This is a genomic window from Achromobacter sp. D7-1, assembly GCF_059760445.1.
Genome location: NZ_JCBAMT010000020.1, coordinates 1 through 16,601 on the forward strand (window position 1 = coordinate 1; position 16,601 = coordinate 16,601).

The window sequence follows — 16,601 nt, forward strand, 5'->3', positions numbered from 1 at the left end:
CCATGACGGCGGGCGGGTTTACTGGACATGCAGGCGGCAACCCGCCAATTACATATTATCGATCATCACCTGGCCAAAGCCCGAGCACGACACCTGAGTCGCACCTTCGAGCAAGCGGGCGAAGTCGTACGTGACCTTCTTGGACAGGATGGATTTCTCCATGCTGGAGATGATCAGGTCGGCGGCTTCGGTCCAGCCCATGTGGCGCAGCATCATTTCGGCCGACAGGATTTCGGAACCGGGGTTCACATAGTCCTTGCCGGCGTACTTCGGCGCGGTGCCGTGGGTGGCTTCGAACATGGCGACCGAGTCGGACAGGTTGGCGCCCGGGGCGATGCCGATGCCGCCCACTTGCGCCGCCAGCGCGTCCGAGATGTAGTCGCCGTTCAGGTTCAGGGTGGCGATTACGTCGTACTCGGCCGGGCGCAGCAGGATCTGCTGCAGGAAGGCGTCGGCGATCACGTCCTTGACGATGATCTCGCGGCCCGTCTTCGGGTTCTTGAACTTGCACCACGGGCCGCCGTCGATCAGCGTGGCGCCGAATTCCTTCTGCAGCAGCGCGTAGCCCCAGTCGCGGAAGCCGCCTTCCGTGAACTTCATGATGTTGCCCTTGTGCACCAGGGTCAACGACGTGCGGTCATTGTCGATGACGTACTGCGCAGCCTTGCGCACCAGGCGCTCGGTGCCTTCGCGCGACACCGGCTTGATGCCGATGGACGAGGTGTTCGGGAAGCGGATCTTCTTCACGCCGAGCTTGGTCTGCAGGAACTGGATCAGTTCCTTGGCCTGCTCGCTTTCGGCCATGTATTCAATGCCGGCGTAGATGTCTTCCGAGTTCTCGCGGAAGATCACCATATTGGTCTTTTCGGGTTCGCGCACCGGCGAGGGCACGCCCTTGAAGTACGCCACCGGGCGCAGGCAGACGTACAGGTCCAGCTGCTGGCGCAGGGCCACGTTGAGCGAACGGATGCCGCCGCCCACGGGCGTGGTCAGCGGGCCCTTGATGGACACCACGTAATCCTTGACGACTTCCAGGGTCTCATCGGGCAGCCATACGTCCGGGCCGTAGACCTTGGTGGCCTTCTCGCCGGCATAGACTTCCATCCAGTGGATCTTGCGCTTGCCGCCATAGGCCTTCTGCACCGCCGCGTCGACGACCTTGATCATCACCGGGGTGATGTCGGCGCCCGTGCCGTCGCCTTCGATGTAGGGGACGATGGGCTGATCGGGCACATTCAGCGAGAAATCAGCATTGACCGTGATCTTCTGGCCGCCAGCGGGAACCTTGATATGTTGGTAGGACATGAATGCTCCATTTGCTCCGAGTGGTTTTTCTGCACGCGCCGGCATCGGGAAGTGTCCGTTCCGGCGGGGAAGATCGCCCACGGGAACCGCGCACTGGATGGCCGATAGCAACCAATTCTATATCGCAAAAAGGCCTGCGCGCCTGACGGGCCGCGCGCGGCGGTAAAATAATGCATCTCCAGCCCGAATTCCGCCCCCTCAGATGTTCAATCCTTCCCGCGACCAAGTCCGCGAATTCTTTATCGAAACTTGGCGCAAACACCGCGCTGCCGAAGTGCTGACGCCGCTCGAAGCCATCGCGCTGGACTGGATCATCGAGCATCCCGAGTACCACGGCGACCTGGAAAGCCCCGTGGCCATGACGGCCGAGTACTCGGTGGAAAAGGGCCGCACCAACCCCTTTCTGCACCTTTCCATGCATCTGGCCATCGCCGAGCAGCTGTCCATCGATCATCCGCCCGGGATCCGGAACGCCTACCAGCAACTGGTGGCGCGCAGCGACGCCCACCACGCGGCGCATGAAATCATGGAATGCCTGGGCCAGGTGGTCTGGGAAGCGCAGCGCCTGGGCACCCCGCTGGACAGCGACACCTACATCGATCTGATCCGCCAGCGCGCCAGCCGCTGAGCGCGGCGTCCGCCCAACGAAGAAAAGCCCTCGATCGAGGGCTTTCTTGTTTTCGGGACACGCCAGGACGGCTTACTTGCGCACGCCCAGGTCGCTCGGCTGCGCCGACAGCCATGCCGCCACGTTGGAGATGTCCTGGTCGGACAGCTGGGTGGCAAACGCGCCCATGATGGGGTTCTTGCGCACGTTGGCGGTGGCCGCGCTGCCGGAAGCGCCGCGCTTGTAGGCCTTCAGGGCGTGGACCAGGTAGTCCGCGTGCTGGCCGGCCAGGGTCGGGTAGGCCGGATCCACGGCCGTCTTGGCGTCCGCGCCATGGCAGGAAGCGCAATTGAATTTGTCGAAGACGGCCTTGCCGGCCGCCAGGTCCTGCGCCTGGGCGGCAACGCCCGTCATGGCCAGGGTCGCGCCCGCAAGGGCAAGCATGTAGCGATTCATGTGTTTGCCCCCTTACTTGAGATTCGAGTAGTACGCGGCCAGGTCGGCGATGTCCTGGTCGGACAGGCTGCCGGCGATGGCGTCCATCGTGGGATGGCTGCGCGCGCCTTTCTTGTACTCGTTGAGGGCGGTTTCGATGTACTTGGCGTTCTGCCCAGCGATCATCGGCACGTGGTACAGCTCGGGAAACGTCGCCTTGTAGCCTTCGATGCCGTGGCAACCGATGCACATGGAAACCTTGTCGCGGGCATTCTGGACATTACCGACCACTGCTGCGTCTGCAGCAACAGACTGGCCGGCGATCGCACAGGATGCCATCGCGGCCAACACGGATACCGTGTACTTCAGAGAGGTTCGCAACTTCATTGGAATGGCTCTTCTTGGTATGGCTAAGGACTAGGGCCTGCTCACACGAAAAGGCCCTCGGCAAACACGTTGCGGGTCGAACCCAAAGCAAAACCGCCTGATTGTACGATAATTGCTCAGGATTAATACCTTACGATGGTATTGATCACCGTCAAATCTCAGAAGCCATCAGACCATGTCCGCAGCCCAGTCCGCTACTTCCGCCTCGCCAGACCGCTTCGACGGGACCGACAGCTATGTCGCCACCGATGACCTGAAACTCGCCGTCAACGCCGCCCTCACCTTGCAGCGCCCGCTCCTGATCAAGGGCGAACCCGGCACCGGCAAGACCATGCTGGCCGAGGAAGTGGCGCGCGCGCTGGGGCGGCCGCTGCTGCAATGGCACATCAAGTCCACCACCAAAGCCCATCAGGGCCTGTACGAGTACGACGCGGTGTCGCGCCTGCGCGACTCGCAGCTGGGCGACGAAAAAGTCCGCGACATCCGCAACTACATCGTGCAGGGCACGCTGTGGCAGGCCTTCCAGTCGCCGGAGCCGGTAGTGCTGCTGATCGACGAGATCGACAAGGCCGACATCGAATTCCCCAACGACCTGCTGCGCGAGTTGGACCGTATGGAATTCCACGTGTACGAAACGCGCGAGACAATCTCGGCGCGGCATCGTCCACTGGTCATCATCACGTCCAACAACGAGAAAGACCTGCCTGACGCCTTCCTGCGCCGCTGCTTCTTCCACTACATCCGCTTCCCCGACCGCGAGACCATGCGCGACATCGTGGCCGTGCACTATCCGCACCTGAAGCAGGAAGTGCTGCGCGCCGCGCTGGACACTTTCTTCGCGCTGCGCGACGCGCCGGGCCTGAAGAAAAAACCGTCCACCTCCGAATTGCTGGACTGGCTGCGCCTGCTGCTGGCAGAAGGCTCGACCGCCGCCGAAATCGACGCGCACACAGCCACCGCCGTGCCGCTGATGGCCGGCGCGCTGCTCAAGAACGAGCAGGACGTGCACCTGCTGGAACGCCTGGCGGCCATGACGCGCGGCGGCCAGCGCCGCTGATCCGCCAGCAACCACCGGCGGCCCGCAAATGCTGATCGACTTCTTCTACCACCTCCGGGCGCACAAGCTGCCCGTCTCGGTCAAGGAATACCTGACCCTGGTGGACGCCCTGCGCCAGGACCTCATGGCGCCCACGCTGGACGAGTTCTACTTCCTGGCGCGCGCCACGCTGGTCAAGGACGAGGCGCTCTACGACCGCTACGACAAGGCCTTCGGCGCCTACTACAAAGGCATCGCGGCCGCCCTGCCCCCAGGCAAGGAAATCCCGCTGGACTGGCTCATCAAGCAGTTCGAGAAAAGCCTGACGCCGGAAGAAAAGGCAGCGATCGAAAAGCACGGCTGGGACAAGCTGATGGAGCTCTTCAAAGAGCGCCTGGAAGAACAGAAGGAGCGCCATGCCGGCGGCAGCAAATGGATCGGCACCGGCGGCACCTCGCCTTTCGGCAACGGCGGCTACCACCCCGAGGGCATCCGCGTGGGCGGCGATTCGGCCGGCAACCGCAGCGCGGTCAAGGTCTGGGACATGCGCCAGTTCAAGGACTACGACGATCAGGTCGAACTGGGCACGCGCAACTTCAAGGTGGCGCTGCGCCGCCTGCGGCGCTTCGCAAGGCAAGGCGCCGAAATGGAGCTGGACCTGGACGACACCATCGCCAGCACCGCGCGCAATGCCGGCCACCTGGACCTGCGCATGGTGCCGGAACGCCACAACACCGTGAAGGTGCTGATGCTGCTGGACGTGGGCGGCAGCATGGACGACCACATCGGACGCGTCGAGGAACTGTTTTCCGCGGCGCGCAGCGAGTTCCGCAACCTGGAGGTCTACTACTTCCACAACTGCCCGTACGAAAGCCTGTGGCAAAGCAACCGCCGACGCCAGAACGAGCGCTTCGATACCTGGGACGTGCTGCGCAAGTACAACCCCGACTGGCGCCTGATCATCGTCGGCGACGCCACCATGAGCCCCTACGAAATCCTGCAGCCGGGCGGCTCGGTAGAGCACTACAACAAGGAGCCCGGCGCCGAATGGATGCGCCGCCTGCTGGACGCCTGGCCCAAATCGGTCTGGCTCAATCCCGAGCCGACCGCCTCCTGGCAGTACCGCCAGTCGATCGCGCTGATGCGCGACATCATGCAGGGCCGCATGTATCCCGTGACGGTCGCCGGCCTGGAACAGGCCATGCGCGTGCTATCGAAGTAGGAAGGCCCGGCGGCGAGGGTTCAGCCGTCGACAGGCTGCTCAGGCGTATCCAGTGTCAGCTGATAAAACGCCAGGTCCAGCCAGCGCCCGAACTTGAAGCCGGCCTCGCGGATGGTGCCGGCATGCTTGAAGCCCAGCTTCTCGTGCAGGCGGATGCTGCCCTGGTTGCTCGCATCGATGCCGCCGACCAGCACGTGCACCTGATTGGCGCGTGCCCGCTGGATCAGCACCTGCATCAGCGCCTCGCCCAAACCCAGTCCGCGAAAGCGCCCGTCCACATACACGGAGTGTTCCACCGAGTACTTGAAGGCAGGCCAGGCGCGGAAGGTGCCGTAGCTGGCGAAGGCCATCAGCTCGCCGGCGGCGTTCTCGTACCCCACCACCGGGAAACCGCCCTGCTGCTTGGCCTGGAACCAGCCTTGCATCGCCTCGCGCGGCCGCGGCTTGTAGTCGTACAGCGCGGTGGAATTGACGATGGCTTCGTTGAGTATGGCCAGGATCTGGTCGGCATGACGTTCATGCGTGCAATCGACCAGGGTTGCGCCATCCGGCGCGCGGGTTTCGGCGTGCGTAGTCATGGCGCAAATTGTAGCGAGCCGCAGGGCCCTGCGGCTATTGGGTTGGCGGCCGCTCCAGGCAAAAAAAACCGGCGAAGCCGCCGGTTCAGGTAGGTGTTGCCGCTTCTGGCCACTCTCAGGCGGCGCGGCTCTCCGCAGATCGATTGGCGGCCGGTTCGCGGCGCAGGCCAGGACACTGACGCCAGGCAAGCTCGTCCGCATCCATGTCCAGATCGAACAGGTCGTTGGCGGCGGGCCAGGGATGGCTGCGAGCCGCCGCGCCTTCCATTTCCAGCACATGCCCGGCAAAGCCCCGTGGCGAGCCACCGCACTCCGCAAAATATCGTTGTGTGCTCAAGTCCACCACATAGGTGGTCATGTCATGGGTCAGTATGGCCACGAATTGGCCGTCATCACTGGCATAGGCGTACTGAAACTGTCCTTTGATCCCGTCGCCGCTCAAGGAGCTGCCGGTCAATTGGGACAAGGCACGCGTGACGATCTCGGTCAGCATGGGTCGTTCCTCCGGTAAATGCGCCGGCACGATGCCGGCGGCGAAGGCGCGAACGACAAGCACCGACGCCGCGTAAGAGACGGCGTCTGGCGTTGGACGGGAAGCCTGTGGGCGGGCTGTCGCGCATCCCGTCAGCAACTGGTACTGCGTCCTGAAAAGCTTACACCCGCGGGCCGGCATACCCCAAATCAGCCCGGCAATTCGCCATGCTGCAATGCATCATTCCGGATTAACGGCGCTTCCAGCGCTTTATGCCGCCGCGACCGGCGTGGCGCCTGCATCTGCGTCACCATTTTCTCGTCCACGCCAATCCTCGCGACCAATCCGGTACAGCACGTGCCGGCACAGCGGATGTCCCGGCGGGACGGCAGGATGGTCGAAACCATCCGGATCTTCCTTCATGCCCAGGCGGTCCATCACCGCGCGCGAGCGCAGGTTGCCCGTGGCTGTAAAAGCCACGATCTGGTCCAGCCCCACCTGCTCGAACCCCGCCCGCAAGGCTGCCTCGGCCGCCTCGCTGGCGTAGCCCTTGCCCCAATGCCGCTGCGCCAGGCGCCAGCCTATCTCCACGCCAGGCGCGAACGGCAGAGTGGGCGCCAGCGGCTTGATGCCGACAAAGCCGATAAAGGGAGCCACCTCCGGCGCCTCCACCGCCCAGAAGCCCCAGCCGTGCTCGTCGATGCCAGCAGCCAGCCGGTCGGCGAGCGCATCGCTTTCCTGTGCGCTCAGCGGCAACAGGTACTCGGTGACGCGAGGATCCTGGTTCAGCGCCGCGAAAGGTTCACGGTCGGCGGCGCGCCATTGGCGCAGCACCAGGCGCGGCGTTTCGACTTCCAGGGATAGAGACATAGCGGACTTCCTTGCCTTGCGGTCCCGGGCCGTGCGCCGCGATAACGGCCGCCTCGCAGCCCCTGAACCATTGCCAACGTATACACTCCAACGGATTCTGCCATGCCAAAGGAATTGTCTGCCATGCGCCTGTCCCTATCGAAGCTGCCGCGCCCGCTGGGCGTGCTGCTGTTTTCCTCCTTCCTGGCCTTTCAGGCCGGCGCCGCCAGCCTGCCGGCCGGCGTCTCGGAGGCCGCCTCGATTGAAGGCATCACCGAATACCGCCTGGCCAACGGCCTGAGAGTGCTGCTGGTTCCCGACGAATCCAAGCCATCCACCACCGTCAACATGACCTACCTGGTGGGCTCGCGCAACGAGAACTACGGCCAGACCGGCATGGCGCACCTGCTGGAGCACATGCTGTTCAAGGGCACCTCCACCACCCGCAACGCCATGGGCGAGTTCTCGCGCCGCGGCCTGCAGGCCAACGGTTCGACCTCCAGCGACCGCACCAACTATTTCGCCAGCTTCGCCGCCAACCCCGAAACCCTCAAGTGGTACCTGGGCTGGCAGGCCGACGCCATGGTCAATTCCCTGATCGCCAAGGAAGACCTGGACTCGGAAATGACCGTGGTCCGCAATGAAATGGAAAGCGGCGAAAACAGCCCCTTCCGCATCCTCATGCAGAAGATGCAGTCGGCGGCCTTCCAGTGGCACAGCTACGGCAAGAACACCATCGGCGCCCGCTCCGACGTCGAGAATGTGGACATCGGCCAGTTGCGCGCCTTCTATCATGAGTACTACCAGCCCGATAACGCCGTGCTGATCGTGGCGGGCAAGTTCGACCCGCAGGCGACGCTGGCCGACATCGAGGAAACGCTGGGCAAGCTGCCCAAGCCCGAGCGCAAGCTGCCGCCCGAGTACACCGTCGAACCCGCGCAGGACGGCGAGCGTTCCGTGACCCTGCGCCGCACTGGCGGCACGCCGCTGGTCGCGGCGATGTACCACATCCCGGCCGCCGGCAGCGCCGATTTCGTGCCGCTGGACCTGGCCGCCACCATCCTGGCCGACACGCCCTCGGGCCGTCTCTACCACGCCCTGGTCCCGACCAAGCTGGCCTCCGGCGTGTTCGGCTTCACCATGGAAAACCTGGATCCGGGCCTGGCGATGTTCGCCGCCCAGCTGACGCCGGGCAAGAGCCTGGACGCCGCCATGAAGGCGCTGACCGGCACGCTGGAATCCCTGGGCAAGAAGCCGTTCACCCAGCAGGAGCTGGACCGCGCCCGCAGCAAGTGGCTGACCGCCTGGGAACAGACCTACAGCGATCCTGAACAGGTCGGCGTGGCGCTGTCCGAGGCCATCGCCGCCGGCGACTGGCGCCTGTTCTTCCTGCAGCGCGACCGCGCCCGCAAGGCCACGCTGGCCGACGTGCAGCGCGCCGCGACCACCTATCTGGTCCAGAGCAACAGCATCGAAGGCCGCTACATTCCGACCGAAAAGCCGCTGCGCGCGCCGCAGGAGCAGCGCGTGGATCTGACGGCCGTCTTCAAAGACTACAAGGGCGACCCCGACTTCAAGGCCGCCTCGGCCTTCGATCCCACGCCCGAGAACATCGACAAGCTGACGCAACGCAAGAAGCTGGACCTGTCCAACGGTACGGTCCAGCTGGCGCTCCTGCCCAAGGCCACCCGCGGCAACCGGGTGCAGGCGCAGATGCTGATCCAGTTCGGCAATGAAAAAGACCTGCTCGGCCAACGCGTGAACTCCAGCGCCGTGGCCGACCTGCTGACCCGCGGCACGGCCAAGCTGTCGCGCCAGGACATCCAGGACCGCCTGGACAAGCTGCAGGCGGAACTGGGCTTCAGCGGCGGCGGCACCACGCTCAAGATTGCCATGTCGACCAAGGGCGAAAACCTGCCCGAACTCACCGCCCTGGCGCTGGACATCGTGCGCAACGCCAACTTCCCCAAGGAACAGCTCGAGGAATACCAGCGCCAGCTCGAAACCTCGATCCAGAACGCCATGACCGAACCTTCGGCCTTGGCCGGCCGCGCGCTGGCGCGCCAGGACAACCCGTGGCCCGCCAATGACCTGCGCTACGTGCCGACCTTCGAGGAATCGCTGGCGGGCATACGCGGACTGAACCGCGACGCCCTGGTCAAGTTCCACTCCAAGTTCTACGGCGCCGGCGACATCGAGTATTCGGCAGTGGGCGATTTCGAGCCGGCGGCGGTGGAAAACGCGCTCAAGACCGGACTGGCCGGCTGGAAGAAGGCGCCCGCCTACACCCGCGTGCCCAACCCGTACCGCGACATTCCCGCCAAGCAGTTCGACATCGAAACGCCGGACAAGGCCAATGCCTTCTACATCTCGCGCATGCCGCTGAAGCTGCAGGACACGGACGCGGACTACGCCGCGCTGTACCTGGCCAACTACCTGTTCGGCGCCTCCGAAACCTCGCGCCTGTGGAACCGCGTGCGCGAAACCGAAGGCCTGTCGTACAACGTGCGCAGCTCGCTGTCGGTCTCGTCGTTCGAACCCTCCGCCAGCTGGACCATGTACGCCATCTACGCCCCGCAAAACCGCGAGCGCCTGGAAAAGGCGATCGGCGAGGAACTGGCGCGGGTACTGAAGGACGGTTTCTCGGACAAGGAGATCTCGGATGGCATCACGGCCCTGCTGAACTACCGCAACCTGGCCCGCGCCCAGGATGACGTGCTGGCAAGCACCTGGCTGGACTACATGCAACGCGGCCGCACTTTCGCCTGGTCGGCCGAGATGGACAAGAAGATCTCCGCGCTGACCGCCGAATCGGTCAATGCGGCCATGCGCAAGAGCCTGCGCGCGGACGGTTTCAGCACGGCGGTTGCCGGCGACTTCAAGAAGAAGACCGCACCCTGAGCCTCCCCGTTTCCCTGCAAAGCCCCGCTACGGCGGGGCTTTTTTTCGCCTGGCCGCCCTGAGTCAGTTCACCAAAACTCACAGGGACACCCCTCGACTATGCCAAAAATGGACGAAATCATAAAAGCGAACATGATTACTCGATTATTTGGAAAGATGTTTTCAAGATATACGGGTTTATCCCAGGTGAGATAACGAGCAGAATTCAGTCATCGGGAACAAACAACGAACCACGACGGAAGGCCGCCGGATTCGGTCCCAAACCAAGACGAATTGGAGGTCCACCATGAAAACCCTAACCACCACCCTGCTGCTATCCCTGGCCCTGGTTGGCGTTGGCGCCCAAGCCGCCGGCGCGGAACAAGCCAAGAGCAGCGCCCAGGTCGCCACCGAACTGCAGCAAGCCAAGATCAGCGGCCAGTACACCTTCGGCGAGCTGGACTATCCGCCCGCCCTGCCCCAGACCACCAGCCTGAGCTCGCAGGAAGTGCAAGCCCAGCTGCAACAAGCCAAGATCAGCGGCCAATACACGTTTGGCGAACTGGAATACCCGGCGGCTGTGTCCGCCCCCGCCAGCGCCATGACGCGCGCTGACGTCCAGCAGGAACTGGCGCAAGCCAAGGCCAGCGGCCAATACACGTTCGGCGAACTCGAGTACCCGCCGATCACCCGGTGAGCTGCTTGCTGTGGCCCGGCCGGCCTCGGACGGCATCATGGTTTGAGGCCGGTTTTTTACCGGCGACAGCAGCGGTCGATGTAGCAGTAGAAGTAGCGGTAGAAGCTGAAGTTTGAAGTTGAAGTTGATGCAGCAGTTGCAGTAACCGCAGTAGCAATAGCAGTGATCGCAGTTGTAGTAGCAGCACCAGGACCGCGGCTCGCGCCGCGGTCTTTTCATTTGCGCACGCCATCTTCCCGCAACGGCGCCTTTGCTTTATCCCAAGACGAAAAAAAGGCCGCGACAACGTCGCGGCCTTCTTGCTTGCATCAGGCGATTCAGCTGAAGAATTCCTTCACCCGGTCGGTCCAGGACTTGCTTTGCGGCGAATGGCGGTCGCCGCCATCGTTCAGCGAAGCCTCGAACTGGCGCAGGATGTTCTTCTGGTCGTCGCTCAGGCGCACCGGCGTTTCCACCACCACATGGCAGTAGAGATCGCCCGGGTAGCTGCCGCGCACGCCGCGGATGCCCTTGCCGCGCAGGCGGAAGGTCTTGCCGGACTGCGTGCCTTCGGGGATCGAGATCTCGGCCTTGCCGCCCAGCGTCGGCACCTGAAGCTCGCCGCCCAACGCCGCCGACGTGAACGGGATGGTCAGTTCGCAGTGCAGGTCGTCGCCGTCGCGCTGGAAGATCTTGTGCTGCTTGATGTGGATTTCCACATACAGGTCGCCCGGAGGGCCGCCGTTGATGCCCGGCTCGCCGTTGCCGCTGGAGCGGATGCGCATGCCGTCGTCGATGCCGGCCGGAATCTTGACCTGCAGCGTCTTGTTGCGGCGGATGCGGCCCACGCCATCGCAGGCAGGGCACGGATCGGTGATTTCCTTGCCGTTGCCGTGGCAGGTCGGGCAGGTCTGCTGCACGCTGAAGAAACCCTGCTGCATGCGCACGGCGCCGGAGCCGCCGCAAGTGCGGCAGGTCTTGGGCGAGGTGCCGGCCTTGGCGCCGGAACCGTGGCAGGTGTCGCAGTGTTCCCAGCTGGGCACGCGGATCTCGGTGTCGAAGCCGGCCGCGGCCTGCTCCAGCGTGATTTCCAGCGCGTACTTCAGGTCGGCGCCGCGGTAGACCTGCGGGCCGCCGCCACGGCGGCCACCGCCACCGCCGCCGCCGAAGATTTCGCCAAAAATGTCGCCGAAGGCGTCGGCGAAACCGCCGCCCATGCCCCCGCCCATGCCGGCGGAGTTGGGGTCCACGCCCGCATGGCCGTAGCGGTCGTAGGCGGCGCGCTTCTGATCGTCACCCAGGACCTCGTAGGCTTCCTTGGCTTCCTTGAACTTCTCTTCGGCTTCTTTGCTGTCCGGGTTGCGGTCCGGATGGTACTTCATGGCCAGCTTTCGATAGGCCTTCTTGAGGTCGTCGTCCGAAGCGTTCTTCGCAACGCCCAAGACTTCGTAATAGTCACGTTTTGCCATGATCCGTGGGCTCGAAAACGAGCCTTCTTTTCAGTGCTACAGAATGAGTACGCCCGGTAGGCGGATTTCTCCGGCTACCGGGCGGCAGAGGCAGGTCAGCGCCCGGCCATTATTGGTCGCGCTTGACTTCCTTGAAGTCGGCGTCGACGACATTGTCGTCCACCGGCTTCGCGTTATCGGCCGCTTGCTGCTGGCCGGCGGCTTGCTGCGCCTGCATGTCGGCGTACATCTTTTCGCCCAGCTTCTGCGAAACCGTCGACAGGGCTTCCACCTTGGCGTCGATCGCGGCCTTGTCGCCGTCCTTCAGCGTGTCTTCCAGTTCCTTGATGGCGGCTTCGATGCCTTCCTTTTCGGAAGCCTCGAGCTTGTCGCCATACTCGGTCAACGACTTGCGGGTGGCATGCACCAGCGCATCGGCCTGGTTGCGCGACTGAGCCAGTTCGGCGACGCGGTGATCTTCCTCGGCGTTGGCCTCGGCATCCTTGACCATACGCTGGATCTCGTCTTCCGACAGACCCGAGTTGGCCTTGATGGTGATCTTGTTTTCCTTGCCGGTGCCCTTGTCCTTGGCGGACACGTGCAGGATGCCGTTGGCGTCGATGTCGAACGTGACTTCGATCTGCGGCATGCCGCGGGGCGACGGCGGGATCCCTTCGAGGTTGAACTCGCCCAGGGCCTTGTTGCCCGCGGCGATTTCGCGCTCGCCCTGGAACACCTTGATCGTCACGGCCGGCTGGTTGTCGTCAGCCGTCGAGAAGGTCTGCGAGAACCGGGTCGGGATGGTCGTGTTCTTCTGGATCATCTTGGTCATCACGCCGCCCAGGGTTTCGATGCCCAGGGACAGGGGGGTGACGTCCAGCAGCAGCACGTCCTTGCGGTCGCCCGACAGCACGGAACCTTGAATGGCGGCGCCAGCGGCGACGGCTTCATCGGGGTTCACGTCCTTGCGCGGATCCTTGCCGAAGAATTCCTTCACCTTTTCCTGGACCTTGGGCATGCGGGTCATGCCGCCGACCAGGATCACGTCGTCGATGTCGGAAACCTTCACGCCGGCGTCCTTGATGGCCACGCGGCAAGGCTCGATCGTGCGTTCGACCAGCTCTTCGACCAGCGCTTCCAGCTTGGCGCGGGTGATCTTCAGGTTCAGGTGCTTCGGACCCGAGGCGTCCGCCGTGATGTACGGCAGGTTGATTTCGGTCTGTTGCGTCGAGGACAGCTCGATCTTGGCCTTTTCGGCCGCTTCCTTCAGGCGCTGCAGGGCCAGCACGTCCTTGGACAGATCAACGCCTTGTTCCTTCTTGAACTCGGCAATGATGTAGTCGATGATGCGCTGGTCGAAGTCTTCGCCGCCCAGGAAGGTGTCGCCGTTGGTCGACAGCACTTCGAACTGCTTTTCGCCATCCACATCGGCGATTTCGATGATGGACACGTCGAACGTGCCGCCGCCCAGGTCATACACGGCGATCTTGCGGTCGCCCTTTTCGGTCTTGTCCAGGCCGAACGCCAGCGCCGCGGCGGTGGGTTCGTTGATGATGCGCTTGACTTCCAGACCGGCGATGCGGCCGGCGTCCTTGGTGGCCTGGCGCTGGCTGTCGTTGAAGTAGGCGGGCACGGTAATGACGGCCTCGGTCACTTCTTCGCCCAGGTAGTCCTCGGCGGTCTTCTTCATCTTGCGCAGCACGTCGGCCGACACTTGGGGAGGCGCCATCTTCTTGCCGCGCACTTCCACCCAGGCGTCGCCGTTGTCGGCCTTGACGATGGCATAGGGCATCAGGTTGATGTCCTTCTGCACCGCCTTTTCTTCGAACTTGCGGCCGATCAGGCGCTTCACCGCGTACAGGGTGTTGCGCGGGTTGGTCACAGCCTGGCGCTTGGCCGGCGCGCCGACCAGGGTCTCGCCATCGTCCATGTAGGCGACGATGGAGGGGGTGGTGCGAGCGCCTTCCGCGTTTTCAATGATTTTGACCTGCCCGCCGTCCATGACAGCCACGCAGCTGTTGGTCGTGCCCAGGTCAATGCCAATAATCTTGCTCATGGTCGGTTACCTTGATTGAATCTATGAAAATAGGGAGAAACTTCTTGTCCCCACATAACTGGGGCTGTCCGCAGGGTTTTTCAAGACGCCTGGCCGGAATTTTCTGCAGCCGGCTCCTGCAAGCGGTGCATGGCCGCCGTGAACTGCGGCAAGCCAGGCCAGCCCGTGACTCGGCCCAGCCGCTTCCCGGCGCGGTACAGCACAAAAGTGGGGACGCCATGCAGGGAAAAGCGCCTTCCCAGCGCTTCGTCCGCGTAGACGTCCGCCTCGAACCAGGTCAGGCCCAGTCCCAGCAGCGTTTCCTGATGCAGCAGGGCCGCCTGCTTGAAAAGATTGCAGTTGTAGCAATCCTGGCCCCACAGAAACACGCAGCGCAGGTCCGTCCCCGGCGCCTGAACCACCGCCTCGTCGAATCCCGCAGTGTCGACATGACGCATGCCGAACACCTGGAAAACCTGGGCGGGGTCGAACCGGGGATCCGTCATGGCGCGCGGCCTGTTCAGCCCTGGCCGGCGGACACCACCACCAAGGCCGGGCGCAGGGTCCGGTCGGCGATGGCATAACCCTTCTGCAGCAGCTGCACCACGGTATTGGCGGGCTGCTCGGCGGGTATGGACGAAATGGCCTGATGCTGGTGCGGGTCGAACTTGTCGCCCTGCACCGGCGCGATTTCCTTGAGCAGATTGCGCTCGAAGCCGGCCGTCAATTGCTTGAGCGTCACTTCCACGCCCTCGCGCAGCGTTTCAACGGTCTGGTCAGGCTGGGCCAGCGCGGCTTCCAGGCTGTCCTTGACCGGGACCAGGCTTTCGGCGAAAGACTCGATGCCGAACTTGCGCGCCTTGGACACGTCTTCCTGGGCGCGGCGGCGCACGTTCTCGGCTTCGGCCCGGATGCGCAGAAGCTGGTCCTGCTGCTCGTTGACGGTAGCCTGGGCGGCGTCCAGCTGGGCGCGCAACTCGTTCAGCTCGGCCTGCATGGCGTCCTCGGCGGCGGAGGCCGCATCGGCGTTCTGGCCGACTTCGGGCGTCTGGTCTACAGGCTCGTTGGGTGCCGTCATGGGGAATCCTCCAAAAAGAATGGCTTTCGCAGACATGAATGGGGGCCAATACCCCTATTTCAAGCCCGGGAAAGCAAATATTCCCTGACGGCACCGGGCAGCAGAGGCAGTCTGAATGTACTCAAAAACCCGCCCAATTTCCGCCAAATGCCGTCAAATCTCAGACTGCAAGCATAGATTCGGCGTTTTCCACCGCCATCCGGCAAACGGCGGACACCTGCCGCGGCTAGCTACTTCACTTCTTGTGCGGTTGCGCGGGCGCGACCGGGTCGCTGGCGGGAAAGCTGTCCTTCAGGGCGCGGTCCACGGCCCGATCCTCGTCGGGCTCGGGGCTGATCGCGATGGGATCGCTGGCGGGAAAAGTCTCGGCGAGCGCCTCGTCCAGTTCGTGTTCCACCTGATCTTCGTCCACAGGGGTGCTGACCTGCCCCTTTTTAACGATCTTGCCAGTCTTGGGATCATGGTGCATGCGCCTTCTCCTTCAAGTCCGTGATTTGCGTGGGCCACCCCTGCAAGTGGCGTGCCACCAGGTCGGCCAGCCCTGCGATCCAGGCCGGATCGTCGTTGATCGCCGGGATGTAGCGGAAGCGCTTGCCGCCGGCCCCGATAAAGGCGTCGCGGCACTCCAGGCTGATCTCTTCCAGGGTTTCCAGACAGTCTGCCACAAAACCCGGACACACCACATCGACCTCGGTCACGCCTGCCGCGGCCAGCGCCTTCAGGGTGGGTTCGGTGTAAGGCTCCAGCCAACGGGCGGTGCCGAAGCGGCTCTGGAAGGTCACCTCGATCTGCTCACGCGGCAGCGACAGGCGCTGGCCCAGCAGGCGCGCGGTCTCCATGCAATCGCGGTAGTACGGGTCGCCCAATTCGATCGAATAACGCGGCAGGCCATGGAAGCTCATGACCAGCTTCTGCGGCTTGCCGTGTTCCTGCCAATAGCGCTCGATCCGGCCGGCCAGCGCGTCCAGGTAGGCCGGTTCTTCGTGGAAGCGCTTGATGAAGCGCAGTTCGGGCTGGTCGCGCAAGCGGCCGGCGTGGCGGGTGACCGCGTCCACCACCGTGGCGGTGGTGCTGGCGGCGTACTGGGGATAGAGCGGTACGGTCAGAATGCGTTCGCAGCCCTGCTTGCGCAGGCGCGAGATGGCGTCGGGGATCGAAGGATTGCCGTAGCGCATGCCCAGCTCCACCACGGCGTCGATGCCGGCCTCGGCCAGGGCGGCGCGCACGCCGTCGGCCTGGCGCTGGCTGTACACCATCAGCGGCGAACCTTCCTTCAGCCAGACGCCGGCGTAGCGCGGCTCCAGCTTCTTGGGCCGCGAGGTCAGGACCAGGCAATGCAGGATGGGCTTCCACAGATAGCGCGGGATCTCGATCACGCGCGGGTCCGACAGGAACTCGCCCAGATACTTGCGTATGTCCTGCTTGCCCGGGCTGTCTGGCGTGCCCAGGTTCACCAGCAGCACACCGACCTTGCCCGGCCCGCGCGGCGCGGGGTCTTCGTCGAAGGGGTCCTCCTGCTCGGGTTCCGGCAGATAACGCTCAGGCCACAGGTACTTGAACAGGCGAAGAAACACAAACACTCCCCTTCCTCCG

17 protein-coding genes are annotated in these 16,601 nt (G+C 63.9%); 5 read left to right on the forward strand and 12 right to left on the reverse strand.

What is annotated here, in order from left to right; genetic code table 11:
• Nucleotides 1–48: 48 nt before the first annotated feature.
• A complete protein-coding gene (gene icd / locus AC6LKD_RS11155; protein WP_013391875.1) occupies nucleotides 49–1,305 on the reverse strand; it encodes an NADP-dependent isocitrate dehydrogenase in 1,257 nt (418 codons plus the stop codon).
• Between the two features lie 202 nt (nucleotides 1,306–1,507).
• On the opposite strand from icd, the gene AC6LKD_RS11160 reads away from it, so the two are divergent.
• Nucleotides 1,508–1,933, forward strand: a complete 426-nt coding sequence (locus AC6LKD_RS11160; protein ID WP_498116219.1) for a DUF1841 family protein — start codon at nucleotides 1,508–1,510, stop codon at nucleotides 1,931–1,933.
• A gap of 72 nt (nucleotides 1,934–2,005) precedes the next feature.
• Here AC6LKD_RS11160 and AC6LKD_RS11165 read toward each other — a convergent pair whose 3' ends face one another.
• Both AC6LKD_RS11165 and AC6LKD_RS11170 read right to left on the reverse strand, forming a co-directional pair.
• On the reverse strand, nucleotides 2,006–2,368 hold the full coding sequence (locus AC6LKD_RS11165) for a c-type cytochrome (protein WP_013391873.1): 363 nt from the start codon (nucleotides 2,366–2,368) through the stop codon (nucleotides 2,006–2,008).
• A gap of 12 nt (nucleotides 2,369–2,380) precedes the next feature.
• A complete protein-coding gene (locus tag AC6LKD_RS11170; protein ID WP_013391872.1) occupies nucleotides 2,381–2,734 on the reverse strand; it encodes a c-type cytochrome in 354 nt (117 codons plus the stop codon).
• 175 nt (nucleotides 2,735–2,909) lie between these two features.
• On the opposite strand from AC6LKD_RS11170, the gene AC6LKD_RS11175 reads away from it, so the two are divergent.
• Complete coding sequence (locus AC6LKD_RS11175) at nucleotides 2,910–3,791, forward strand: AAA family ATPase (RefSeq protein WP_492276104.1); 882 nt, start codon at nucleotides 2,910–2,912, stop codon at nucleotides 3,789–3,791.
• 28 nt (nucleotides 3,792–3,819) lie between these two features.
• A complete protein-coding gene (locus AC6LKD_RS11180) occupies nucleotides 3,820–4,992 on the forward strand; it encodes a vWA domain-containing protein (RefSeq protein ID WP_013391870.1) in 1,173 nt (390 codons plus the stop codon).
• A gap of 20 nt (nucleotides 4,993–5,012) precedes the next feature.
• Here the strand turns inward: AC6LKD_RS11180 and AC6LKD_RS11185 are convergent, their stop codons facing one another.
• The 3 genes from AC6LKD_RS11185 to AC6LKD_RS11195 form a co-directional block, all read right to left on the reverse strand.
• Complete coding sequence (locus AC6LKD_RS11185; protein ID WP_013391869.1) at nucleotides 5,013–5,570, reverse strand: GNAT family N-acetyltransferase; 558 nt, start codon at nucleotides 5,568–5,570, stop codon at nucleotides 5,013–5,015.
• Between the two features lie 115 nt (nucleotides 5,571–5,685).
• Nucleotides 5,686–6,063, reverse strand: a complete 378-nt coding sequence (locus AC6LKD_RS11190) for a hypothetical protein (protein ID WP_013391868.1) — start codon at nucleotides 6,061–6,063, stop codon at nucleotides 5,686–5,688.
• Between the two features lie 249 nt (nucleotides 6,064–6,312).
• A complete protein-coding gene (locus tag AC6LKD_RS11195; RefSeq protein ID WP_498116220.1) occupies nucleotides 6,313–6,912 on the reverse strand; it encodes a GNAT family N-acetyltransferase in 600 nt (199 codons plus the stop codon).
• 123 nt (nucleotides 6,913–7,035) lie between these two features.
• Here AC6LKD_RS11195 and AC6LKD_RS11200 point away from each other — a divergent pair, with 123 nt between their 5' ends.
• Together AC6LKD_RS11200 and AC6LKD_RS11205 are read left to right on the forward strand one after the other, a co-directional pair.
• Entirely contained in the window at nucleotides 7,036–9,792 is a 2,757-nt protein-coding gene (locus AC6LKD_RS11200) for a M16 family metallopeptidase (RefSeq protein ID WP_013391866.1), read from the forward strand.
• Nucleotides 9,793–10,078: 286 nt separating this feature from the next.
• Nucleotides 10,079–10,468, forward strand: coding sequence for a DUF4148 domain-containing protein (locus AC6LKD_RS11205; protein WP_013391865.1), 390 nt, complete (start codon nucleotides 10,079–10,081; stop codon nucleotides 10,466–10,468).
• Between the two features lie 317 nt (nucleotides 10,469–10,785).
• Here the strand turns inward: AC6LKD_RS11205 and dnaJ are convergent, their stop codons facing one another.
• The 6 genes from dnaJ to hemH all read right to left on the reverse strand — a co-directional run bounded on the left by dnaJ (nucleotide 10,786) and on the right by hemH (nucleotide 16,582).
• Entirely contained in the window at nucleotides 10,786–11,916 is a 1,131-nt protein-coding gene (dnaJ, locus tag AC6LKD_RS11210) for a molecular chaperone DnaJ (protein WP_013391864.1), read from the reverse strand.
• A gap of 109 nt (nucleotides 11,917–12,025) precedes the next feature.
• Nucleotides 12,026–13,951, reverse strand: coding sequence for a molecular chaperone DnaK (gene dnaK, locus AC6LKD_RS11215; protein WP_013391863.1), 1,926 nt, complete (start codon nucleotides 13,949–13,951; stop codon nucleotides 12,026–12,028).
• 80 nt (nucleotides 13,952–14,031) lie between these two features.
• Entirely contained in the window at nucleotides 14,032–14,436 is a 405-nt protein-coding gene (locus AC6LKD_RS11220) for a thioredoxin family protein (RefSeq protein ID WP_498116221.1), read from the reverse strand.
• A 14-nt stretch (nucleotides 14,437–14,450) separates the two neighbouring features.
• Nucleotides 14,451–15,008, reverse strand: coding sequence for a nucleotide exchange factor GrpE (grpE, locus tag AC6LKD_RS11225; protein WP_013391861.1), 558 nt, complete (start codon nucleotides 15,006–15,008; stop codon nucleotides 14,451–14,453).
• A gap of 235 nt (nucleotides 15,009–15,243) precedes the next feature.
• The gene (locus tag AC6LKD_RS11230; protein WP_013391860.1) at nucleotides 15,244–15,477 is read right to left on the reverse strand and encodes a hypothetical protein; all 234 of its coding nucleotides are present in this window, start codon (nucleotides 15,475–15,477) and stop codon (nucleotides 15,244–15,246) included.
• On the reverse strand, nucleotides 15,467–16,582 hold the full coding sequence (gene hemH / locus AC6LKD_RS11235) for a ferrochelatase (RefSeq protein WP_041654993.1): 1,116 nt from the start codon (nucleotides 16,580–16,582) through the stop codon (nucleotides 15,467–15,469). Before hemH ends, AC6LKD_RS11230 begins: the two co-directional genes overlap by 11 nt.
• Nucleotides 16,583–16,601 lie beyond the last annotated feature (19 nt).